Source organism: Vibrio sp. 1F255 (assembly GCF_041439145.1).
Classification (GTDB): Bacteria; Pseudomonadota; Gammaproteobacteria; order Enterobacterales; family Vibrionaceae; genus Vibrio; species Vibrio crassostreae_C.
Window position 1 is genome coordinate 1 of the sequence record NZ_JBGONQ010000034.1, and the last position, 24,204, is coordinate 24,204.

Annotated in this window: 21 protein-coding genes; 12 read left to right on the forward strand and 9 right to left on the reverse strand. The window is 44.2% G+C overall.

What is annotated here, in order from left to right; translation table 11 throughout:
• Positions 1-861 precede the first annotated feature (861 nt).
• The 3 genes from ACED41_RS17545 to ACED41_RS17555 all read left to right on the forward strand — a co-directional run bounded on the left by ACED41_RS17545 (position 862) and on the right by ACED41_RS17555 (position 4,345).
• Positions 862-2,925, forward strand: coding sequence for a protein-disulfide reductase DsbD family protein (locus ACED41_RS17545; RefSeq protein WP_371725376.1), 2,064 nt, complete (start codon positions 862-864; stop codon positions 2,923-2,925).
• A gap of 3 nt (positions 2,926-2,928) precedes the next feature.
• On the forward strand, positions 2,929-3,498 hold the full coding sequence (locus ACED41_RS17550; RefSeq protein WP_371725353.1) for a protein disulfide oxidoreductase: 570 nt from the start codon (positions 2,929-2,931) through the stop codon (positions 3,496-3,498).
• A 127-nt stretch (positions 3,499-3,625) separates the two neighbouring features.
• A complete protein-coding gene (locus ACED41_RS17555; RefSeq protein WP_371725354.1) occupies positions 3,626-4,345 on the forward strand; it encodes a DsbA family protein in 720 nt (239 codons plus the stop codon).
• 277 nt (positions 4,346-4,622) lie between these two features.
• On the opposite strand, the gene ACED41_RS17560 is transcribed toward ACED41_RS17555, so the two are convergent.
• Complete coding sequence (locus ACED41_RS17560; protein WP_371725355.1) at positions 4,623-5,636, reverse strand: succinylglutamate desuccinylase/aspartoacylase family protein; 1,014 nt, start codon at positions 5,634-5,636, stop codon at positions 4,623-4,625.
• A 376-nt stretch (positions 5,637-6,012) separates the two neighbouring features.
• Between ACED41_RS17560 and ACED41_RS17565 the strand changes: the two genes are divergently transcribed.
• From ACED41_RS17565 to ACED41_RS17575, 3 genes are all read left to right on the forward strand, one after another.
• Complete coding sequence (locus ACED41_RS17565) at positions 6,013-6,987, forward strand: porin (protein ID WP_371725356.1); 975 nt, start codon at positions 6,013-6,015, stop codon at positions 6,985-6,987.
• A 154-nt stretch (positions 6,988-7,141) separates the two neighbouring features.
• Positions 7,142-8,032: a DMT family transporter gene (locus ACED41_RS17570; RefSeq protein WP_017068384.1), complete on the forward strand. Its 891-nt coding sequence runs from the start codon at positions 7,142-7,144 to the stop codon at positions 8,030-8,032.
• Between the two features lie 68 nt (positions 8,033-8,100).
• Entirely contained in the window at positions 8,101-8,718 is a 618-nt protein-coding gene (locus ACED41_RS17575; protein WP_017062739.1) for a glutaredoxin domain-containing protein, read from the forward strand.
• Between the two features lie 153 nt (positions 8,719-8,871).
• On the opposite strand, the gene ACED41_RS17580 is transcribed toward ACED41_RS17575, so the two are convergent.
• The 3 genes from ACED41_RS17580 to ACED41_RS17590 all read right to left on the reverse strand — a co-directional run bounded on the left by ACED41_RS17580 (position 8,872) and on the right by ACED41_RS17590 (position 10,948).
• Positions 8,872-9,006 (reverse strand): hypothetical protein, encoded by a 135-nt coding sequence (locus ACED41_RS17580; protein WP_371725357.1) that lies wholly within the window; start codon positions 9,004-9,006, stop codon positions 8,872-8,874.
• Positions 9,007-9,291: 285 nt separating this feature from the next.
• Positions 9,292-9,642, reverse strand: coding sequence for a hypothetical protein (locus ACED41_RS17585; protein ID WP_017057980.1), 351 nt, complete (start codon positions 9,640-9,642; stop codon positions 9,292-9,294).
• 100 nt (positions 9,643-9,742) lie between these two features.
• On the reverse strand, positions 9,743-10,948 hold the full coding sequence (locus ACED41_RS17590) for a multidrug effflux MFS transporter (RefSeq protein ID WP_371725358.1): 1,206 nt from the start codon (positions 10,946-10,948) through the stop codon (positions 9,743-9,745).
• Between the two features lie 108 nt (positions 10,949-11,056).
• Here ACED41_RS17590 and ACED41_RS17595 point away from each other — a divergent pair, with 108 nt between their 5' ends.
• Positions 11,057-11,953, forward strand: coding sequence for a LysR family transcriptional regulator (locus tag ACED41_RS17595; RefSeq protein ID WP_017062741.1), 897 nt, complete (start codon positions 11,057-11,059; stop codon positions 11,951-11,953).
• Positions 11,954-12,095: 142 nt separating this feature from the next.
• Positions 12,096-13,940, forward strand: coding sequence for a bifunctional diguanylate cyclase/phosphodiesterase (locus ACED41_RS17600; RefSeq protein WP_065583705.1), 1,845 nt, complete (start codon positions 12,096-12,098; stop codon positions 13,938-13,940).
• 106 nt (positions 13,941-14,046) lie between these two features.
• Here ACED41_RS17600 and ACED41_RS17605 read toward each other — a convergent pair whose 3' ends face one another.
• The 3 genes from ACED41_RS17605 to ACED41_RS17615 all read right to left on the reverse strand — a co-directional run bounded on the left by ACED41_RS17605 (position 14,047) and on the right by ACED41_RS17615 (position 16,659).
• A complete protein-coding gene (locus ACED41_RS17605; protein WP_371725359.1) occupies positions 14,047-15,357 on the reverse strand; it encodes a peptidoglycan DD-metalloendopeptidase family protein in 1,311 nt (436 codons plus the stop codon).
• Positions 15,358-15,581: 224 nt separating this feature from the next.
• Positions 15,582-15,881 carry an isoamylase early set domain-containing protein gene (locus tag ACED41_RS17610; RefSeq protein WP_009845720.1) on the reverse strand — a complete coding sequence of 100 codons (300 nt, stop codon included), beginning with the start codon at positions 15,879-15,881 and terminating at the stop codon, positions 15,582-15,584.
• Positions 15,882-16,005: 124 nt separating this feature from the next.
• On the reverse strand, positions 16,006-16,659 hold the full coding sequence (locus ACED41_RS17615; protein WP_017064322.1) for a hypothetical protein: 654 nt from the start codon (positions 16,657-16,659) through the stop codon (positions 16,006-16,008).
• Between the two features lie 32 nt (positions 16,660-16,691).
• On the opposite strand from ACED41_RS17615, the gene ACED41_RS17620 reads away from it, so the two are divergent.
• The 4 genes from ACED41_RS17620 (at position 16,692) to ACED41_RS17635 (ending at position 21,930) form a co-directional block, all read left to right on the forward strand.
• A complete protein-coding gene (locus ACED41_RS17620; RefSeq protein WP_170926836.1) occupies positions 16,692-17,174 on the forward strand; it encodes a GFA family protein in 483 nt (160 codons plus the stop codon).
• Positions 17,175-17,349: 175 nt separating this feature from the next.
• Entirely contained in the window at positions 17,350-18,024 is a 675-nt protein-coding gene (locus ACED41_RS17625; RefSeq protein ID WP_102427987.1) for a YoaK family protein, read from the forward strand.
• 228 nt (positions 18,025-18,252) lie between these two features.
• The gene (locus ACED41_RS17630; protein ID WP_017067418.1) at positions 18,253-19,623 is read left to right on the forward strand and encodes a YjiH family protein; all 1,371 of its coding nucleotides are present in this window, start codon (positions 18,253-18,255) and stop codon (positions 19,621-19,623) included.
• 435 nt (positions 19,624-20,058) lie between these two features.
• Complete coding sequence (locus ACED41_RS17635; protein WP_371725360.1) at positions 20,059-21,930, forward strand: methyl-accepting chemotaxis protein; 1,872 nt, start codon at positions 20,059-20,061, stop codon at positions 21,928-21,930.
• 128 nt (positions 21,931-22,058) lie between these two features.
• Here the strand turns inward: ACED41_RS17635 and ACED41_RS17640 are convergent, their stop codons facing one another.
• Positions 22,059-23,465 (reverse strand): alpha-amylase family glycosyl hydrolase, encoded by a 1,407-nt coding sequence (locus tag ACED41_RS17640; protein WP_017062749.1) that lies wholly within the window; start codon positions 23,463-23,465, stop codon positions 22,059-22,061.
• A gap of 283 nt (positions 23,466-23,748) precedes the next feature.
• Complete coding sequence (gene ppiC / locus ACED41_RS17645) at positions 23,749-24,069, reverse strand: peptidylprolyl isomerase PpiC (RefSeq protein ID WP_017630085.1); 321 nt, start codon at positions 24,067-24,069, stop codon at positions 23,749-23,751.
• Positions 24,070-24,204 lie beyond the last annotated feature (135 nt).

The following is a 24,204-nucleotide window of genomic DNA, read 5'->3' on the forward strand; positions in this document are numbered from 1 at the left end:
AAGCCTTTTTTCTATCTAAATAAACAAGTTAGCTCTTAAGATCCTGTCTATGAATTAGCGATAACTTTCAGTTGTTGTGAACTTTAGCTACAGCTCAATGTCGTATTCGCGTGAATTGGTGTTTATGCGTCTTTTATCGTGTATCTGCCGTTTCCCGCATTTATACATAGTTTCACTTTAACCATTTTATGACTTGTGGCACGAAGAGAACTTATCTAAGCTAACCACAATTCAATGAGCTTGCTTTAACGACTAACAGATTTGATTACTGACTAATTTGCTGAACACATCGCTACTTTTCTTATCCACACAGAACCGCCGACAAAAGCATTCGCTTTGGGCGCTCTTCCTTACCGGACTGGTTATCGTAACTTGTCTGGCGAGCACTCTGGCCGTCAAGAAAGTATCGTTATCTGCATCCGCTAATGGCCAATCAGTCCTAGTTAGCACACAAACTCATACAGAAACCAGTAACCCTCAAACCAACATCGCTTCTTCAGAAAAAATGGCTGCTCTATACGCCAGCGTTTTCGGCTTAGAAGCCTCAAAAATGTTAACGTCCCCCAATTCAAATTCATGCAGCCTAAGTTCGAAAATGCTGACCTTTGCCGCCCCAAAAACCGGCTGGCTGATCCCATTCGTACTTATTATTGCTGTTGCGTTTAACTTACCTCCTCACATCTCGAGATTATCTAGAGACAATCATCGCTCTACTCGACCGACAAAACACCGATTGCATCTAAAGCACTGTATATTTAGAGAGTAAATAACCGGGCTACTACACCCTTTTATTTATTTTTTGGAGATACATTTGTGTACAACACACTACTAACTAAGTTTGTCGATTCATTGGCATTCTCTATGCGTACATGCGCGAAAACCTTAGTCACTGCCCTTTTGGTTATGACGTCATTTACCGCCTTGGCACAGACAACGGGCTGGCTTAGTGTGCCTGAGCATCCGCCTGTTAAAATGCGAATGATGTCGACGGGTGAACAGTCGGATGACGGCTCTAAGATCCAAACCGTGCTCGATGTCGTGCTCGACGGCGACTGGAAAACCTATTGGCGCAGCCCAGGCGAAGGTGGCATTCCGCCAAGCTGGGACTGGTCTGGTTCAACAAACATTGAGTCAGTAGAGTGGCACTGGCCGATACCTAAATACTACGAGCAGCTTGACGTCATGACGTTAGGCTACAAAAAACATGTCAGCTTTCCTGTCACTTTATCCCTGAAAGACAACACGAAGCCTGCGATATTCAGGGCATCGTTTACCTTTCCGTCGTGTACCAATATCTGTGTGTTAACCGATTACGATATCGAACTGCCGATTGACCCACAAACTTTAGCGCTCGATGAAGAAGCGATGTTCTTGTTCAACCAAGGCATGAGCCAATCTCCACGAGAAGCTAATCGCACTTCAGTCAATGGTCTATTTTGGGACAAGAGCAAGCAGCAACTGGTTACTCAGCTGACAAGTAAAAATGGCTGGGATAAGCCGATGGTGTTGATTGACGGGCAAGAAGTGATTGATGACTTCTTCTCTCAACCAAGCGTCTACATCACAGACAATACAATGACGGCCGTATTTGATGTGAGCAACTGGATAGGTGAAGTCGACTTAACGGACCGTAACGTGAGTGTCACCGTTTCAGACACTAATTTCGCCGAAGAGATGACGGCCCAAGTTGGCTCAGAACCGATCGCTTACCAAACAAGCAACAACGGCTTTTTGGCGATGATAGGCTTCGCTTTAATTGGTGGTTTGATCCTCAACATCATGCCATGTGTGTTGCCAGTCTTAGGAATGAAATTAAACAGCATCCTTCAAAACCAAGGTGCATCTAATCGTCATATTCGACTCTCATTCTTAGCTTCTGCTTCAGGTGTCATTACATCATTTGCGCTGTTAGCCCTAGGTATGACCGCTCTAAAAATGGGTGGTAATGCAATTGGCTGGGGAATCCAGTTCCAAAATGTTTGGTTCATCGGGTTCATGCTGATCATCACTTTGCTGTTTTCGATTAACCTGCTTGGGTTATTCGAATTCAGACTACCATCAGGTTTAAACACCTGGATGGCAACCAAAGGCGATGACTCACATTCAGGCCACTTTGTTCAAGGCATGTTTGCAACGCTGTTAGCAACGCCGTGTAGCGCGCCATTCCTAGGAACCGCTGTCGCGTATGCACTTGGAGCAAGTTACCAAGAGTTATGGGCTATCTTCATCACGCTTGGTATCGGTATGAGTGCGCCTTGGTTGATCTTTGCGCTATTCCCAAGCCTAACCAAATTGCTTCCAAAGCCTGGGGCGTGGATGTTCAAAGTTAAGCTGGTATTTGGCTTAATGATGTTCATTACCAGCCTATGGCTAACAAGCCTCCTTAGCCCATTCATTGGTAAATTCCCAACTATCCTGCTGTCGCTATTTATCGTGATTTCAGTATTGATTTGGATTGGCCGTAAGTTGGGTCGCAAGGTGCTTATTCCTATCGTCGCAACCACAACCTTGGTGTTTGGTGCTGCATTGATCGTCGGTAGTGTCACCGCTGATAACTGGGCGACTCCGATTGTTGACGATCTCGCTTGGCAAAAGCTGGATGCGAAGCAAATCCCTCAGCTCGTTGATGAAGGCAAAACGGTGTTTGTTGATGTGACTGCTGATTGGTGTATCACTTGTAAAGCCAACAAGATCGGCGTCATCCTTCAAGACCCTGTCTACAGTCACCTACAGCAAGAAGACATTGTTTTGATGAAAGGTGATTGGACAACACCAAGTGAAAGTGTCACTCAATACTTACAAAGTAATGGGCGATTTGGTGTGCCATTTAATATCGTCTACGGCCCGAGCTATAAAAGCGGTATTCCACTGCCTGTCATTCTCAACAGTGACACTGTCGTTCAAGCCATCGACGCTGCGAGATAACTGATGAAGACTCCCAACAATGAAGATAAATCTAGCACGATTGAAGACGACGCTGTAAAGGGTGAGGCCAAAAAGCCAAGTCGTCTTAAGAAGTGGGGAAAGGAACTGGTTTCAATGATATTGATCGTTGGCGTGGTTTCATTTGCCATGGACTTTTATCACAGCAGAAGCATGCCTCAGGGTGATGCGATTCCAATTGTGGGTCAATCGCTCCAAGGCGAAGATATTGATGTTATCGAGCTAAGCAAAAATGGTAAGCCAGTCATTGTCTATTTTTGGGCGACTTGGTGTGGTGCCTGCAAATTTGTAAGCCCGACGGTTAATAGCTTCAGTGATTCCCATCAGGTGGTTTCGGTCGCTCTATCGTCTGGTCCAGACGAACGTGTCCAGCGCTACTTGGATGCAAAAGGGTATGACTTCCCTGTTATCAATGATCTTTCTGGGTCAATCAGCAGAAGTTGGGGCGTTAATGTCACGCCAAGTATTGTCATCATCAAAGATGGAAAGATTAGCAGTATCGCAACCGGCGTTACATCCCCTATCGGCCTGTGGTTAAGAACCTACTTTGCCTAAATCGCTCACAAAGAAAAACAGAGCAAAGCTAAGTAAATAAACCGACTCAGCCAGTTTAACAAACAATATTAATGTGAGCGCAACCTAATAAGCGCTCACGATTATCACGAATTAGAGAAAAGACAATATGAAAAAGCATCTGATAAGCGCACTGATTTTAGGCTCATTAATGAGTACTAATGCCTTCGCAGAATTAAACAAAGAACAAACTCAACAACTTGAAGAAATTAATCAATTCCTGAAGGAAAACCCATCGACGATCTCTGGATTGCATACCAGTTTAGAGCAGTACGTAGCAGGTCAAGAACAGTCGAAGAAAGCTCAAGCAGGAAGCCATGATTGGTTGTACAACAATGACGCTCACCCAATCACGGGCAATCCGGATGGCAAATCAGTCATCGTTAACTTTACTGACTACAACTGCCCTTACTGTAAGCGCTTGGAAAAAGGCTTGGTTCAATTAGCCTCTGAAAACAGCGACATTAAAGTGATCAACGTGTACTTATCGTTTAAGCAACAACAAGTTGCAGGGCTAGACACCAACGCGGCGCTATACGCGATGAAAGTATGGAAAGATAACCCAGCAGCATTCCCTGAAGTTGATAGATTGCTGATGGCGAAAAGCGGTATTCACTCGAAAAGCTCACTAGAAGCCGTTGCCAAGAAGACGGGAACAGAGGCGGAACTAAAAACAACTCAAGAACAAAACCAGGTTCTAACCACTAACCATCAAACGTTCAGTGCACTCGGCTTAACGGGCACTCCAACCATGATGATGAACGGAAATGTTTTACCAGGGTATGTGCCTTACGACCGACTTAAAGATATCGTGGATGACGCTTTTTAGTCGAGTGTAGATAGAGATAAAGACTCGAAAGAGAAGTGAATAAAAGCCGACTCGCGCAACCCGCAGTCGGCTTTTTCATTGCTTCGAAACAATAGAACACTTTGAAACGACAGTTTTGAAGTCATGGTTTTGAAACAAAAAAAGTCGAAGTGTCACCATCTCGCAATAGATTCTTAATTTACCCTCGCTACGCTAAAAGCAGTTCTGTCGATGAGTCAAAGACGTGTTAACTCAAGACAACTGTCCTTTGACCGAGCCTTGCTCGGTCTTTTTTTGCTTAACTCAGCAAGCGACAAACAAGCGCGCCCGGCTCCCTTAATGCATCCACGTTATAGCTGAGTACACGACCAGAAGATGGTGCGTGATAACGGCGACACTCATTACCAAAAGCGTCATATTGAATAGCCAACAGATCATCTTGTTCGACACTTTGCAAAAGCTCGATCTGAGGCAGCACAAAGCCACCGATATCGGCGCGGATAGACACGACGTTGTTGCCTTCTATCCAGTCCATACTTGGCAGCTGCTTTGCCTCAAACGGTTCTTCACCATCAAGCATCTCGTAGTAAGACAGCATATTAAAAACACCGTCCACGGCTCGTTGAATCATATCAGGCTGAGTAAACTTACCCATCCCCACTTCCACCGTAATGCTAGGAATTCCACTTCGATTCCAAACCGTTTCGAGAATACCTGGGTCGCCCGGATCATTGAGAACACAATCTGGCGTCATCAACCTTGCCATTTCAAGGCATTGTTCAATTCGGTAGTCAGCAAAAACATAAAGTGGGTAGACCGCGCCACGAGTTTGGGTATGTAGGTCAACGGCGAATGTCGCATTGTGTTTGAGTAAGCGATCCCACAAAGACGCAACAAAGCGCTCTGCCGCTAAGCCATTCGCATCACCCGGAAAGAGTCGATTAAGGTTGGCAGGGCAAGAGCCCGGATCCGAAGAGATGAAATCACGGCTATGGTTCAGCAAGCCAGACAAATTCACAGTAGGCACAATCGTTACCGTACCTTTGAGCGTTTTACCGACTAAGTCCCTGATAATTTGCTGTGCAGCCAACACTCCGTTTAGCTCATCACCGTGAATACCGGCGGTGATCATCAACTTAGGACCTTCTTGACTGCCTTTGAAAACAGAAACCGGCATGTTCTTAGGTTGCCCTAGCCCATCACTGGTGACTTGAAACCAAAACTGGTGCTCTCCAACGGGTAGGTCTTCAACATTCAAGGAGCCAATAACCTGCCTACCTTGTAAAACATCGCCTAAGTACTCTGTTTTCATCCAACGTCTCCATCTTGTTGAGCAAAATCTATTCTCTTCTAAGTTTTTGCATCATAGAGGATATCTTAATCAGTACAAACAGTTAATAAGATGAACAAGCTCTGACTTTCCCATAATACTCACGCATATCATCATCACTTCCCCTAAATAAAAGCTTGTGAAAGTCTGCACTTAAGAACCGATAAGTTATATAACCATTCACAAACCACTCAGTCTATTGAAATGAAAGTGCAATAAAATCAACACTTAAAAAGTTCCCTATTCACGAAAATGTAATTTTATAGAAATGAAAGCTTAATTTAGCTGCTCTAAATTAGCTTCATATCGAAACGGAGAGCACATTGCTCACGGATTTTAAAATACAAGGTAAGTGATTATGAAAAAGGCAGTTCTAGCTTCTGCAGTGGTAGCGGCACTAGTTTCAGGTTCTTCTCTAGCAGCAACAGTTTACAGCTCTGATGGTACAGAACTTAAAATTGGCGGTCGTGCGGAGGCTCGTTTCAACGTATCTGACAACAACGAAAGCGCATCTGACAGTTCTTTCAAAGACAAGTCACGAGCTCGTGTGAATATTTCAGGTAAATCTGAACTTTCTGACGGTTTATATGGATTCGGTAAGTATGAAGCAGAGTTCACTAGCGCATCAACAACAGAGTTCGAAGACGGAAGTGGCAATACTGTAAAAATTGAAAATGAATCTCTTACCAATCGCTACTACTACGCAGGTTTAGGAACCAAATTCGGTGAGTTCTCATACGGTAAGCAAGATTCTTCACAGGTAATGCTGACTGACATTACAGATACAATGGCAACATTTGGTGCAGATGCTGCTGATGCCGTTGATGGCAACAAAGATAAACGTGAGAATAACTTCCTTTACTCTGGTGAGTTTGACGCGTTGACAGTGCAAGCGAACTATATCGCCGCAAATGAAAAAGATGCCGATAGCTTTGGCCTCGCTGCTATGTACAACCTAGGTGCTTTTGACCTTGGTGCGGGTTATGTTTCTCAAAAAAATGGTAACTTCGATGACGACCAAATCAACCTTGTAGCTCAGTTCTCTATGGATGCGCTTACTGTTGGTGGTCTATACACAATGGCTTCAGTTGCAGATGAAGACTACACAGGCTATGAGCTTTCAGCTATCTTCAAGGCAACTAAACAGCTATCACTAATTGGTGTATACAACTACGGCGAGTTCGATAAAGCGGCTGACGAAGAAGCAAATAACTTTGCTATTGAAGCGGTGTACAAGTTTAACGGCCACATTCGCACATATGCTGGTTACAAGTTTGAACAGCGAGACAATAAAGATGACCAACTACAAGCGGGCATCCGTTACGACTTCTAATCTAAATCGACTTTAGATACAGACTAAAAGGTTGGGCAATAGCTCAACCTTTTTTCATATTCAAATATTCTGACTGACTTCATCAATGCTTTTTCTGGTTAAGTGGTGCTAAATCCGTATCATAGGTGTACCACATCAAATAATTAGAAGCATCATGTCACAACACCATCCGATCCAAGGCGCTAGCTGGATGCTAACCGCAGGCCTAGCCTTTGCCGTTATTAACAGCCTAACTCAAATTGCTAGCATTCATTTCGGACTTACTTCTACCACCGTCGCCGTCATTCAATACGCTATCGCGTTGTTCGCTATTCTTCCTTATCTGAAAACGCTGGGCATTCGTCGCGCGCTAAAAACCGACAACCTCAAATTGCACGTATTTCGTGTCTTCTTGTCTGTTATTGGTATTCAACTTTGGATATGGGCACTGGCTTACCCAGTACCAATTTGGCAAGGCATTGCCCTTCTCATGACGTCGCCACTGTTTGCAACCATAGGTTCAGGGCTTTTCCTCAAGGAGAAAGTTGGAGCTGCTCGCTGGAGCGCGACCTTAGCCGGTTTCGTAGGTGCGATGGTGATTCTAGAGCCGTGGGCTGAAGATTTTAACTGGGCAACGTTATTACCAGTCGGTGCCGCTTTCTTCTGGGCATGCTACTCACTGATGGTGAAAAAGCTCTCTTCACAAGACAGCCCTTCAACCATGGTGGTTTACCTGCTGCTATTAATCACACCATTTAACATCCTGCTTGCCGCGCCAGATTGGCAGACGCCAAGCGGCGGCACAATTTGGGCTATCTTGATTGTTATCGGTGTTATGACGGCACTCGCTCAATGGGCGATTGTAAAAGCCTACTCAGTCGCTGATGCTTCGTTTGTGCAACCTTTTGACCACGCCAAATTACCGCTAAACGTTTTAGCAGGTTGGATTGTGTTTAGTTGGGTTCCACCGGGTCGTTTATGGCTAGGGGCTGCTATTATTATTGCGTCAGTTGCATTTATAACGCACTGGGAAACTAAAAAACCTTCAAAAGTGAAGAAAGTTTAAGGTTGGTGAAATAAATAGTTCAACAGTCCGTTCTATATAGATAAGAGAATTCAAACGAGGCCGTAACCATGAAGAAACCAGTCAAGATTACACTATACCGTTGGGCAGGCAGCTGGGGTCCATTTAAAGTTAACATCCCATGTGGAGAATGTACCCTTACCAAAGACATTCTGAAGGATACTTTTGAGAATGAGTTGGCCGATGTCGATGTCGAACTGGAAGTGAAAGATTGGTTGTCTCACTGGTGGGAGCCGCTAAAACTAGGCTCTTGGCATGCTCCAATCCTTGTTGTTGAAGGCAAAGTGGTCAGCCAAGGTGAAGCGCTGAATCGCGGTGTGTTAATCCAATCGGTGATCAAAGAGTGGACCAAACGAGACAGCCTAAAAGGCAACATCGTTTATGGTAAGGCGACCTGCCCATTCTGTGTTAAAGCGAAGAAAATGCTGGATGAAGCGGGTGTTGAATACCAATACCACGATGTCGTAAAAGACAGCGCCGCTTTGTACCGTATGATTCCAGAGGTAAAAGCACACATTGGTGAGAAAACACCGGTCACCGTCCCGCAGATCTGGCTTGATGGTAAGTACATCGGTGGTGCCGATAACTTAGAAGCGTGGATGAAAGAGAATGGCTTAGATAGCATCCCTAATAATGTGGTCGACTTATCCAATCAATCTGCTGGCTGAGTTCATTAAAAGCCATTAGTCAGAAGCTTAATTGGTATTTTTTGTGTCCATCCACAACAAAACAAAGCGATAACTTTCACCAATCGCTAAAACGAAAAAGGCCTTAAACTTCATCGAGTTTAAGGCCTTTTAAAATTCCGTTTTTGAAAATGCTTATTTAGCCATTTTCTTCATCATTCGCTTAAAGAACGATGGTTTCTTTGGCTTTGAAGTGCCGTACAATGCGTCGTGCATCATGTTTTTTGCTGCCATTTGACCAAGGTATGCGTGGCCTAGTTCGTAATTCATGCTTATCTCCGCACATAATCAACTTTCTTTAGCGCGGATTCTACACTTAAAACGCCCAAAAACAAGATCTAAATCACACTTTAATGCAATATTAAGCATTCACTTGCAATTAGCCTAATTTTGTCTCTGTGCTAATCAGCATTGTTTTTGTATATCAATGAGTTAACCTAAATTCTGGTTTGAGCTTAATGCTCCATTCCTAATAACAACCCAAGACATTGATTTAGACACTGATAAAAAAAGCAGCTCAATAGAGCTGCTTTCTAAAATGCTTTACTGAGAAACCTAGCTGCGCTTTGGCTGTCTGTAAGTTTTACCGGCAATTTGGTATGTGTCTTTTTGCTTCAATTCAAACATCGTTTCAAAGAACCAAGCTGCAAATTTGATTAAGTCATCGCCTTCATTCATAACATGTTCGATGTACTCTTGCTCTTCGCCTTGTTCATTTTCTTGAAGCGTCACGTGGTAAATACGCTTTTCGCCTTCCACTTCAGCAAGTGCAAATTGACCAGTCAGTGATGCAGCAGCCTCAGCGACTTCTGTATCCTCATTGGATTTCAATAGCTCAAGCGCTTGAGGCAGGCCATCTAGTGCGCAGATAGCTTTTACCAGTACTTCAAATTCATTTTGCTGCATTTTGTTCTTACCTATTCAATGGACCGAAGCATTGTAGAAAACCATCAGCACAAATACAACGTATTAACGATGGTGCGTTAAACGATAGTGAATTTAGTGTTTAGCTATATTCCACTTCAACAGTATCGCCTTTGTTGTTCATTTTGGTTGAAGACCAAAGCACTCCGCCCATGGCTGCGCCAATAATGAGGTAGAACACGCCTAACTGTAGATGAGTCGTGACCCAACTTTCTACCAGATACCCACCCAATAAACCCGCTAAACACATCTGAATAGAGCCCGACAATGCCGATACTGCGCCCGCTTGCTTCTTATGAGGTTCTAATAACATGCTGATTGATAATGGGAACGAAATGCCTTGTGCTATCGCCAACCAAGTAAACGCCCAAACCAAGTTAAAGATGGATAACTCATGAGTAAGAAGCCAAGTTCCCGATGCCAAGATAATCAAAATAGCTAGGCTCATCAGTTGGGGCGTACTAAACCTACGATTGAGTAAGTTTAAAGCGACGCTACCGATCAGTAAGCCTGCCGAAGGGACAATCATCAATGAACCATACTCAGCGGCGGTCAGCCCCAATTGCTCTTGCATTAAGAATGGAAACAACGATAGCGATACCAAACTCGCCATGTAGCTCATCCAGTTGTAACTGGCACTGGTCAACACTTGGCGATTGGTCAACAAGCGTCCGTAGTTATTCACCACTTGGCACGCATCAAAGCGGCTCTTTCCGTATGGCAAAGTTTCATGCAGAACAAAGTAACCCAGTGTGAATATCGCTAGTAGATACAATAAAACGAACAGGAACACCTCCTGCCAACCGAGGTGAAATGAAATCCAACCACCGAATACCGGCGCAATGATCGGCATAATCGACGCGGTGATCGAGATATAAGACAACGCTTTGGTAAGCTGTGAACCATCATAGCTGTCACGAAGCACACTTCGCCCAAGAACCGAGGCACTACCCGCCCCTAAACCTTGTAGCAAGCGACCAACTTCTAGCGCCGTCATATTGTCAGAAAACACAACACAAACGACTGTACCAATCAAATAAACACCCTGACCTAACAAGAAAATAGGTCTTCTTCCCACCGCATCGGACATCGGTCCGTAAAATAGCTGAGACAAGCCAAAACCCACCAGAAACAGCGTGACGAGCAGCTGTACATCTACTTGAGTAGCACTTAAGTCAGAAGCAATTAACGGCAATGCTGGCAAGTAGATGCTCACACCCACCTGCCCCGTAGCAATAATCATCATTGCTAAGAGTAACGGCGTTTTTTTAAAGGTCGATTGGCTCAAAAAATTCCCTATTCGTTTGATATTTGTTCATTAGATGAGTTTACATTCAAAACCAATAATTGATAATTAGCTAAATTGGAATTTTATTAAGTCCTAACAGGAAATAATATGGATTGGATTCTTAACGTAAAAAGCTACGTCAGAGTAGTCGAAGAAGGCAGCTTCAATGGTGCTGCTCGAAAGCTGAACACCACCAGCTCGGCGATCAGTAAAAGAGTGAACTGGTTAGAAGAGCGCATCGGCACCCAACTGTTAAAGCGTACCACGCGATCAATTAGCCAAACCGAAGCAGGTGCGCTCTTTTACCTGCGAGCCAAGGATCAGCTCGACAATTGGCAGTCCATTATTGATGAGACTCGCTCGGTTAACCAAACCCCAGCAGGCCTATTAAAGATTGGCGCTACGATTGCGGTTGGCTCTAAGTTTCTGGTGCAATACATGGACGACTTCTTAGAAAAATACCCAGACATTAAGGTGCAGCTGATCACGACCACGCCAGGCCAATTACCTGAACTGGGCTTAGATCTGGTGATCAGTCGTGAACTGGAACAGCTCAACTCCTTAAGCTTCAAGAAAACACCGCTGTTTGAACACAAAGCCAGCTTCTATGCAGCGCCAAGCTATTTAGCTAAACATGGTTACCCCGCCAACGAGCAGGACTTAGAACAACACAACTCTTTGATTTGGGGAGAGCGCCCTACCCGAGAAGTCACACTCACCAAAGGGCAACGCATCACCCTCAATGGTAACTTTGCGACCACCAATCCAGAGGCTTTGTTTCATGCTGCGAAGCGAGGAATGGGCGTACTGTTAACCATCAAAGCGATGATCAAAGAGGATCTAAAGCAAGGGACATTAGTTCCAGTATTGCCAAATATTACCGCCGACGAAGTGATGGTTTACGCATACTACCCTAAGCTTGATTACTCGCACACGCGAACCAAGCTCTTTTTGGACCATCTGAAAGACAGGCTAGACAAAGAGCGTAGCACGCAAGCTCTGTGAAATAAGTCACATTTTAATTTGAAAAGTTATACAACACGGCCAATAATAAACTTGACGCATATAGATTATACAAGTTCGCACATATACAAGATAATACGTATACCGCTTACACAGTGAATCTGGTTAACTAGGGGTGGTGGCTATGACTCAACATACGCACAATAGCATGATAGACACAGAGCGCATTGGCCGTTTGCTGAAATTGGAAGGTATCGACCTTTTAGAGTCAGCTGTGCTTACTTTACATCAGACCTTTGATACTCAATACACTAGCATCATTGAGAAGAAGTACTTCCCTGACCAAACCGTTCCTTTGGTGATCGCCCATTCTGATCATGTATTACATGACAAAATCAATGCGCGCCATGGTCACATCTACCAACAAGCCGTCAATCAAAGACACCCAGATTGCTCATTTGCTCAGTACATCGTCCAGTCATTGCCAACATCGGCATTTAGGCAGGAAATCACCTCACAAAACTCCATCGCGATCCCGACTCGAACTCAAAGTGGCGAAGTGATGGGCGTGCTGTTTTCAACGTTCACCTCGCCTCTTAGCCCTGATCAGCAACAAGACGTGGTAAAGCACCATCAATTGTTCGCCGACATCATCATCCACACCTTGCGTGAAATGTGGTTTAACGATCGTTCCGAACAACTTGTAAATCAGCTTAGTTATGAGGTGTCACACGACAGCCTAACCGGGTTACTCAACCGAAGCTGTTTATCAGATACCTTAGAGTCGATTACTCAACAGAGCGTCACTCCGTTTACATTGGCTTTACTCGATATCAATAGCTTCAAAGCCATTAATGACATGCACGGCAATTATATTGGCGATAAAGTACTTCAATTTGTCGCAGAAACCTTGCGGAGAACCTTACCCGAAAGCAACCTGACTTTCCGGACTGCTGGCAACGAGTTCGCCTTCATCACCTACCATTCTGATCCGATAGCCGTGTGCGAACAAATACTGGCCAAAATTAAGCAGGGCTACAGTAGCGTTGATATCAAGATAGATTTCGACGTCAGCATCGGTATTGCCAGTTCGGATGGAGACAACAAAGACGTTGAGCAAATCATCTTCAATACCAGCTTGGCGCTTAAAGAGTGTAAACACAGCCAAGATACTCATATTCAATGTTATGACACTCACTTAAGAGTTCGTTACCAAAGAAAAACCGAGCTAGTCGCAGCGCTACGAAGTGAGCTGGAAAACCCAATTTCACAAAGCTATATCCCCGACAGCAATGGAATGTACGTAGTGGTACAGCCGATTGTGGGTCAAGGTGAAACGCAATGGGAATATTTCGAGGTACTGACTCGCTGGAAAACCGCCAGACATGGAGACATCTCACCCGTAGAGTTTATTCAAGTGGCAGAAGAGTCAGGGCTGATTGTCGAATTAGGTGAACGCATTATTGAATTGGTGTGCCGCGCTAAAACCACACTAGAGCAAGGCTTGGGCTACAAGGTTAAACTTGGAATCAACTGCTCTGCGCACGAGCTTACTGATTCGAAACGTTATATATCCTACCTGACTCGAACCATTGAACAGCACCATTTTAAGGCGAATGAGTTTGTTATCGAGTTAACCGAAACCGTTCTGTTATCGCCAACACAAGAGACAAAATCCGCGCTTAACTTTCTGAGAGGACAAGGCTTCACGATTGCACTCGACGACTTTGGTACAGGCTACTCCAGTTTGAACTACATCCACAGCTACCCTATCGATTGCATTAAAATTGATGCGACCTTTATTCGAGACTTGTTAACTAGTTCGACCTCAGAGAGCGTAGTATGGCTGATTGTTCAACTGGCCCATAGACTCGATGTATCTTTGGTTGCGGAAGGTGTTGAGAAGCGTGAGCAATTAGAAAAGCTGCACGCGATGGGATGTGACAAGATCCAAGGTTACCTCTACTCACCTCCAATGCGGCCTGAAGCTATCGTTAGCTATGTCGCGCACTCAGAGCCTTTAGTTTAAACCCTTACCGAACCTTCTATTGAGAACTAAAAAGCCGCAAGAGCATCACTTAACACTGACTGTGCTTTGTGATGCTCTTGCGGCTTTAAAACAGTTTAATGGCTAGCTACTTACTAGCATTATTAACCATTGCTAGATTACGCGTTTCTAACGCTGCCTTCAATAGCTTGTCGGCTTCATCTCTCGCGGCTGTGAATGTCGCTTTTTCCTTTTTAGGCACAGAATCGGCCATTGGGATATTCGCTTTCATCGCATCAACAGGGCGACCACGTTCGATCAGTTCATAGTGCAAGTGAGCACCTGTCACTCGACCCGTTTTACCCGATAGGCCAATACGTTGACCACGAGATACCGTTTGTCCTTTACGAACAAGGATCTTGCTTAAGTGCAAGTAGCGCGTTTTATAAGTGCTACCGTGTTGAATCACCACATAGTTACCCGCATAAGGGTGTTTACGCGTCATGATCACTTTGCCATCACCCGTTGCTTGAACAGGTGTGCCAATTGGTGTCGCGAAATCCGTACCGTTGTGCGGTGAAATGCGGCCAGTCACAGGGTGTAAGCGCTTAGGGTTAAACTGAGAACTTTGGCGCCAGCTACTGCTCACTGGGTAACGTTGGAAAGCACGTTGTAAGCTATCGCCATTAGCATCGTAATATTGTCCGTCAGTGTGTAAGTATGCTGACACAACGCGGTTACGATTCATGATCTTAATTGCTTCAATTTCACGTTTTCCGGTTGCAACACCATCAACATATTGCGCTTTTTGAAGCACTTCAAACTGATCGCCAGCACGTAGGTCTCGGCTAAAGTTCAGCTTATCTTTAAGAAGAGTCACAATATGGTCAATCTCAAGACTGCTCAGGCCAACCTTGTTCGCCGACATAGAGAAGCTGCCTTGAATATCACCCACTAAAGGTTTTTGCTTCCATTCACCAGGAATAGAGATGTCTTCGAATTCGTAGCTGCCGTCATCAAGTAATCGGTAAACCACTTTGTCCGCGACGCTAAATTGAAGTTCCATTTTAGAAAGGTCGCCGGTCGCTTCATCACGCCAAAAGCGTAATGTATTACCCGGACGAAGCGTATCTAAAGCAAGGAAGTTCAAATCAGTTTCCATCACGCTCATCATCGATTTGTAAGAAAATCCAAGCTGAGTGAAGATGCTACTCAAGTTATCGCCCGTTTGAATTTGATACTCAAATGTCGGCGGCTCAATAACGGTAACAGAAGATGGTGACAGAATTGACTCAATAACGGTTGAGTCGGGCAAATCAAGATCGATCGTTTTCGTCAGATCCGATTGTGACGATTGCAAAGCAACACCAATCGCAGCAATAAGTGGCAGTCCCAAAATAGCTACTTTTTTTACAGGTGAAAGCTCAGTAAACGGAGAGGGAAATATTTTTGAATACACGGTAAACAGGTCTTTCTACGATATAAAGGCATAGGATATGCTTTTCAAACGCATAAATCATCATTGCATTGTCATAATATGATGTGAATCTGCCCAATTTGGACTAAGTCATTGAGTTACCGTAAGTGGAAACCCGCTTCACGATTAATAATATTAACCGCCAAAATAAAAAAGCAGAAACGGCTAGTTTCTGCTTTCTATTGATTCACGCTACTTCATCTCGATTAAGCGTTAACCGTCGATACCAAGCAATTGTCTTCACCAAACTCATTCGGGATATAACGATCGGCATTCGCATCGTTCACCCATTGTTGGTCATCAACTAGGTAGCGGAATTGAAACTCGCCATCTTTAGGTAGGCGAGTTTTAAACTTGTAAACCTTACCTTTGGCCAGTTTTTTCATTGGGGTGGCTTTCCAATCAAGAAAGTCAGCAACGATGGATACAGAGTTCGCTTCTTGAGCTTCTAGCTCGAAGGTCACTTCAACTTCATCTTTCGTCTTAAAAAAACGTTTATTAATCATTCGCAAGCTCCATTTGTAATAATAAGCGGACACAAAGCTAACTGTGTCTAAATTTCATTCATCTAACTAAGATAATATGTAATTTGGCTCACATAAACAACAGATCCTTACATTCACGAAAACGTTATTGCTTACCAATTGATTGCGTATCAAAAGAAAAACTCATTAACACCTTTTCAGAAGGGGGTTCTGCAAATGATTGTTCCGCAGAATGCTGAGTAAAGCCGATAAAACCTTCCCCAGTAAGTTTATTCTGTGATTGCGAACCTGGCTGCTGAGCTACCTCCAATGTCTGAATTTGTATACGATCACCCAGTAAAAGTTGGTCGACTAACACCACACGGCTTCGTTGCTGGTCATGCTTAAACAGGCCTAGATAATAGAAAACACCGCTGCCTTGGTTAGATATCCACATCGGCGCGACAAAGAAACTCGCCTTGCCCAACGTGGCGGCTGAAAGATTATTGGTGTCTACCGTTACCACACCGCGCTCAACACCTGAGTCATAGCGTCCAAACGCGATGGCTCTAGGCTCATCAACTTCATTGATAAAAGCGTAGGCGTTAGTCTCAGGAACTTTAATTGTCCATGGATTGGTCGTCTTCAAATCAAAAACGGTTTCTACGACTGGGTCATAACTCACTTGAGAAGAAGGAAACTTCGCCAAGATCTCTTCATCACTTAAGCTAAAGCGATAAATACCCGCTACTATCACCACAACCAGCATGACAATTGGAATCAGTAGAATCAGAGGGATAGGTAAGATTTTCTTTTTCATGGGCAATTATATTCTTTTGTTTTCATCCAGTTGTGCAGACCATAAAGGGCTTTAGTATAATTATCAATACAGGGTTAACCAGAAGTGGAGCATGGATGGATATCAATCATATTAAAGACAGAAATATCAGAAGTTGCGAATGCCGCTGTGGAGCAGTCAACCTAGTATGCCGAGGTGAACCTCAACGTACATCTGTCTGCCATTGCTATGAGTGTCAGAAACGCACCGGAAGTGTGTTCGGCGTTCAGGCTCGGTTCCCAATAGAACAAGTTACACTCAGCGGTGAAGTGACCTCTTTTTCACGCATCAGCGATACGGGTAATGAAGTCACCTATCAGTTTTGTCCCAAGTGTGGCACCACCATGCTTTTGCAGTCGGTTGCCGCCGCTGATTTTTATATCGTCCCGCTCGGATTATTTAAAGAGCAAGACTTCCCACTGCCGAGCTTTTCGGTTTATGAAGAACGCAAACACGGTTGGGTTAAGTTCGACCACCAAATGAGCCATTACAACTAGTTCGTCATTGAGCGTTATCTTTATCTCGTTATTGACCGTTATCTTTATATAGCAACAGTATTAAAACAAACTGCAATACTGTTGCCTAAGATCAAATATCAACGCTTCACAGCGCTAGCGTATCTTTTGTCTAGCGTTATAATCTTGCTCCTCTATTTAACCCAGGGTGAACCACATGATTTCTAAGTTACCTCGCTGGGTTGAATACGGCGCCCTTTTGTTAGCTGGTCTTGCTGGCAGTGTTAATGCTATCGGCTTACTTGGCTTCCAACATCAAGCTATCTCCCATATCTCCGGCACCATGTCTTTGCTAGGCAGTAGCCTGCTTACACCGACCTCGGCTTCTGTTCACCTCCTATTGGTGATCATGAGCTTCATGTTAGGTGCGGCGTTCAGCGGGTTCTTTATTGAAAACCAAGCATTGAAGTTAGGACGCCGTTACGGTGTTGCACTATGTATTGAGGGTGGATTGCTGTTTTTGGCGCTGTGGACACTGTTGCAAGGCTATACTTCAGGTCAGTATTTCGCTTCAGCCGCGTGTGGTTTGCAGAACGCGATGATCACCACTTACAGCGGGGCAATCATTCGAACAACACACATGAGCGGGATCATTACCGATCTTGGGATCATGATTGGCGCTCGCTTAAAGGGGATGCCTTTTGACTGCCGTAAAGCCAAACTGCTAATTTTCATTGTGGTTGGCTTCCTGTTTGGCGGCTTAATTGGCGCTTGTCTGTTCCAACGCTTCGAAATCTTGGCATTGGCTTTCCCTGCCTCTTTTGCTTTCATTATTGCGTTTAGCTACTGGTTATACTTGACCTATCGAACTGAAACCCCAGTCAATTTATAAATATCTGGCAATATAACCTCAAACTACGTAACATCCGCAACACTTTATTCTAAACTCTTAATACGTTGCAGAATAACCAGTATGAATATTTAGCTATATTTGATGAATAGTATTGCAAGCGATATTAATACTGGGTAATCTTGCACCCAATGAGAAAATACGGACGTTTAGTGAATAAAAATGCCAAGGATGTGGCTTTTTTACGTGTAGAAATTCGAGAACAATAACATGTCTAACAACAAGAATACTGCTCAAACAGAGAAATCTAAAGGCAGTTTCTGGGTTTTCTTAATCCCATCATTGATTGGTTTATTCCTTTTCATGGCGCCAATCAGCTATCAAGGTGATCTAACCATCCCTGTAGCTATCTTAGCCAAATCAATTCAAGCGGTTTTCGGTGAATATCTAGTTCCTATCATCACTGCGATCGTTGCTTTCATGTCTGTAGCTTCAGTTTTAAGCACCATTTTTAAGCCTACATTCATTACATCAAATTCATTTTTAAACGGCCTTTTCAACCCATCTCCACTGTGGTTGCTGGTTCGTTTAATTGGTGGTGCTGCAGCCGTTATGGCTTTCTTCCAAGTTGGGCCTGAGGTTATTTGGGAAGAAAATACTGGTGGTCTGGTTCTAGAAGGCCTGCTTCCGACACTGTTCTCAGTATTCATCTTTGCTGGTTTGCTACTTCCGCTTCTACTTAACTTTGGTCTACTAGAGCTGTTTGGCACGCTACTAAGTAAAATCATGCGTCCAATCTTCAACCTACCAGGCCGCAGTGCTATTGACTGTATGGCTTCTTGGTTGGGTGACGGCAGTGTTGGTATCCTGCTTACAAGCAAACAGTACGAGAAGAAATTCTACACTCAGCGTGAAGCTGCGGTTGTTGGTACGACTTTCTCAGCAGTATCTATCACATTCAGTCTTGTGGTTATTGCTCAGGTAGAACTAGAGCACCTGTTCCTACCTTTCTACGCAGCAATCTGTTTAGCGGGTATTGTGGCAGCGGTGATCATCCCTCGCCTTCCACCACTAAGCATGAAGAAAGATACTTTCATTGATGGCAGCAAGCCGCACAAAGACGCTGACGCGATCCCAGCAGGTCACTCAACGTTCTCTTGGGGTCTTGAGCTAGCGGTAAATAAAGCATCTCAAGTAAAGTCGGCTAAATCTGTATTTGGCGAAGGCGTTCGTAACGCCGTAGATATGGTATTTGGCGTACTGCCTGTTGTTATGGGTTTAGGTACAATGGCACTGGTTATTGCGGAATACACGTCTGTGTTCTCAATCCTAGGTCAGCCTTTCATTCCATTCCTAGAGCTACTTGGTGTTCCTGAAGCGGTTGCAGCATCTGAAACGATTGTTGTTGGTTTTGCGGATATGTTTATTCCTGCGATTCTTGCCGCTTCTATCGACAACGAGATGACTCGCTTTGTTATTGCAGCAATGTCGGTAACTCAGCTGATCTACATGTCTGAGGTGGGCGCTCTACTTCTAGGCAGTAAGATTCCAGTGAACATCTTAGAACTGTTTATTATCTTTATTCTACGTACGTTAATTACGCTTCCAGTTATCGCTGGTGTAGCGCATCTAATATTCTAAATTAGATACTACTTATGTAACTCAATAAAGATTCAGTTTATAAAGCCTCACTTTTGTGGGGCTTTTTATTTGCGAAAATATATACACAGTATTATTTGGAGTTCAATTAATTTATAAGCTCTGCATGTCATTTGATTTCATATCGTTTGTTCACCCCGCCTCTTTTTAATAGAAAACTGAACGCATAACTATCAAATTAATACATTCTTAATTCCTCCTTAAACTCCGTCTAGCCCCATTCCCCAACTCATTGAACCAAATACTAAAAGCAACAAATATGCGCTTTAGTGAATTTTGCATTGTTTAGGTTGTTGTATTTTTGTAGTCTATTTTGTGAAATTACATTCAAGTAAAATCCAATCTAGTCGATATATATAATTACAAAAACACGATTAACTTTAGTCTTCGCAAAGCCTGTGAGAAGGGGAAAACTCAATGAAATTTAGCCATAAGGTGGTTGCTGCATCATCAGCCTTGCTGCTAGTGACAGTATCATTGCTTTCAATACAACAACTTTACACTGTAAGAAGTGCAGTAGAAAACCACGTCAATGCGAGCCTGAAAGAGATGGTCTCGGGCGTGAAAAATACCGTCGTATCGGAGATGAACGCCAAGAAAGCGTTGGCTCAATCGACGACTGAAGTCATCGAGATCAACCCTGAAGATCGCGCTTACGTTAAAGAAATCTTAGAAAAGCCAAAGCTTAAAAACAGCTTCCTAGCGGTTGGTTTTGGTTATGAAGCAAACGGTTTCGTTATTGAAAATGATGATGGTTGGGATGCCGGTCCAGACTACGACCCACGAATTCGTCCTTGGTACATTGATGCTAAATCCAAAAACAGTTTAGTTGTTACCGCTCCTTATGTGGATGCATCAAGTAAGAAAGTCATCATATCAGTAGGTACTCCAGTTAAAGACAACGGCCGCTTTACTGCGGGTATGTTCTACGACCTAGAATTGACGAACCTTGCTACCTTGGTCAACCAAGTGAACTTGTTTGATGCGGGTTATCTGTTCCTAGTAACAGCCGACGGCACCACGATTGCTCACCCAAATGCGAAAAACAACGGTGAAACGCTATCAAGCTACATGCCACAAGCGACTATTCGTGAAGGCTCTCAAGAAATTGAAGTCGACGGCAAAATGTTCCTAGTTAATTTCACCCACATCCCTAGTGAAGATTGGTACATCGGTGCCATCCTGGATGAAGAGATCGCTTTCCAAACCGTTGAAGAGTTGAAGAACAGCTCAATGATCTACTCTTTGATTGCGGTAATTCTCAGCATCATTGCTCTAACAGTTCTAATTCGCGTGTTAATGCGTCCACTGGATGCACTTAACCAAGCGATTCAAGATGTAGCAAGTGGACAAGGTGACTTAACTAAGCGCCTAGATACCAACACAGACAAAGAGTTCTCTGACCTAGCGAAAGGCTTCAACACCTTTACCGAAAACCTGCAAAATCAAATTATTCAATCGAAAGCGATTGGTGTTGAGATTAAACGCGGTACTGAAATCACGGTTAAAGGTGCAGGCGAATCAGCAAACGCAATGAATACGCAACTTCAAGAGCTTGAACAGTTAGCGACTGCAATGAACGAGATGGCGGTGACTGCAACTGAAGTGGCGAACAACGCTCAAGGCGCGGCTGCGGCGGCTCGTGAAGCTGATGAAGCAACGCTAGACGGCACATCTGTCGTAAGTGACACCACTCAAGCGATTGATAACCTTTCAGCTCGTATCGACCAAGCGGTTGCCGAAGTACAAGTACTTGAATCAGCAACAGCCAACATCGAAACGATTCTAAAAGTAATCAACGATATTGCAGACCAAACCAACCTACTGGCATTGAATGCAGCTATTGAAGCGGCGCGTGCTGGTGAGTCAGGCCGTGGTTTCGCAGTCGTTGCCGATGAAGTTCGCACTCTGGCGCAGCGTACTCAAGAGTCGACGACTGAAATCCGCAACATGATTGAACAGCTCCAAGCGGGTGCAAGCTCAGTATCGAACGCGATGAACCAAAGTAAAGACACAGCCACTGACGCCGTTGAACGCGCTCAGCAAGCGAACTCTTCACTTGACCGTATCCGTGACGCGATTCAACGCATCTCAGATATGAACATTCAAATTGCTTCAGCAGCAGAAGAGCAGAGCTTGGTAGCGGAAGAGATCAATAACAACACTGTCAAGATCAAAGATCTTTCAACACAAGTATCCAACGCAGCTCAAGAAGCGAATACCGCAATGCAGCAGCAAACTGACAATGTTCGCCAACAAGACGAGCTATTGAATAAGTTTACGGTTTAACCAAGGTTTGGCTCAGTTGCCGTTTGGCTGAGTCGCCATTTGGTTTAGTTACCGAGCAATAGCTTAAAATAAAAAGCCCCGATTACTGATTGCCAGTAAGCGGGGCTTCTCTTTCTAGTCTATCCAAGTTAACTCGTGACAGGCTTCAATTCATTCGTCGTTAACATCATGCATTGGTTCGATTCCACCTTGATGGTTAAATCCTTACCAACACATTCAAACACATCATCCGACAGTAAATCGGTTACCGCACCAGTCCAATTTAATGAGGCTGTTTTGCTTCGCTTCGACTTGTTGATCACCACAATGCCTTTATCGCCACGGACAAACACCAACAAATCATCATTCGCTTCAACCACACGCATCGCTTCGCCATGAACATGGTTATGGAATTGAATCATGCTTTTCATGTAAGGCGCTTGCCAGTCGTTAAGCCAACGAGGCTGACCGCTCTTGTCCAGAATACCGCTGGTGCTCAGTTCACTGTAAACAAGCGGCACACCGCCGTCTCGACCAAGAATGAAAGCATGAGCCAATCGCTCATCCACTTCATCCATCACATGCTCCAAAAACACCTCGTTATTGGGAATATCATGAGTGACCGCAAACGTGATCGCTCGCATATTCGACAGAGCCTGACCAAAACAGTATGGGTTAATCAAAGACTTAAAGCTGCCCTGCTCTTCAAATGCTTTGAAGATGGTGTTGAACAACGGGAAATCGTAAGCGCCTAAGCGAGTGTGTTTAAGATAAGGCTCAAGGAACAGCTCATACTCTTCTTCTGTCGCGCCGCCATCGGTAATGATCTCACCGAAGATGTGCATTTCTTCGCAGATGTCATCCGTCCACACCTTGCGTAGGTGTGCCAGTGTCATATGCTTTGCCGCATCAATGCGAAATCCTTTCACACCAATCTCTTTCAGTGCTTTTAGGTAGGCTCTTTGTTGTGCCACCACATTATCGTTATCGAGTAGCGTTGGCAGGCCAGGATCGCTGGCGCCACCGGTAATACGCCCGTTTTGCACTTCCCACGTGTCTTTCCAGTTCTTGATACCAAACGCTTCCACGAAGTCGTTCTCATCAAAAAGAGGCTCAGAAAGGTCACCAAACAAACGTATGGATTCATAATAGTCAGCATCTTTTTGATAAGACGCCATGTCTTGCTGATTGGGATACGTTAGATCACCGCGGATACCCGATTCGTTGGCCATGTGGTTAAACACCACATCCACATAAGTACGAAGCCCATGTCGCTTTAACGTGTCGACCATCGCTTTAAAATCTTGTGTGTCACCCAACTGATTATCGATCACACGATAGTCTTGGGGCTGATAGCGTTGCCACCATTGAGTACCAGAATTTCGATCGCAACCTTTAGGGCCGCGCAGCGATTTCATCGCCGGTGATACTAAAACAGATTTATAACCCAACTCTTGGATCAGTGGGGCGTTCTTCATTACGTCAGCGTAGCACCAGTCAAAGGCATGCAATATGACATCTGTCGCTGGTTTGCTTAACATAGCTGAACTCTCCATGTTGTTCTCCTACCAAACTCGTTTACAGCTTTTTAGAAAAGGCAAAGGCTAAAAGGCAAAGCTGCAATAAATTTCCTCAAGAATGGCATTTATTATATGAGTTACTCATTAAAAACCCTCCTCCTCCTACCAATTACTCACGGTGGATGGTTGAGGGCGTAGCACCAATTATCGCATAACGTCTGGGATGAACACTCAACCGTAGTGCTTTAAAACGCGCACAAAAGTCACAAAAAAGGAGCGTATATACGCTCCTTTTATTCAATCTAACACATATTTATAACTAAGTTCTGTAAAGAACCTTCACGACGTGCCAGCCAAATTTTGTTTTCACAAGGTGTGGTACAAGCGTCTCGCCAGAGAAACAAACCTTATCAAACTGAGGCACCATTTGACCTTTTTTGAACTCACCTAGGTCGCCGCCCTTTTTACCAGATGGACAGGTTGAATGTTTCTTCGCTAGCGTTTGAAATTTAGCGCCCTTTTTAAGCTGCGTCATGATGTCTTCTGCTAGTTCTTTATGCTTCACCAGAATATGAAGCGCCGCTGCTGTTCTTGCCATGATAATTCTCAGTTTGTTGCTGTCTGCTTGTCGACTAACCATCGACAGCGAGTATTTAGCGTGATTTTAACCCAAGAACCGCTATTCTTCACTCTATAACCGAAAACAACTGCCTTAAAGGCCATTAAAAACCGCATCGCGACTTGCTGCGGCTTCCATTTCCCTTTAAATTAATCC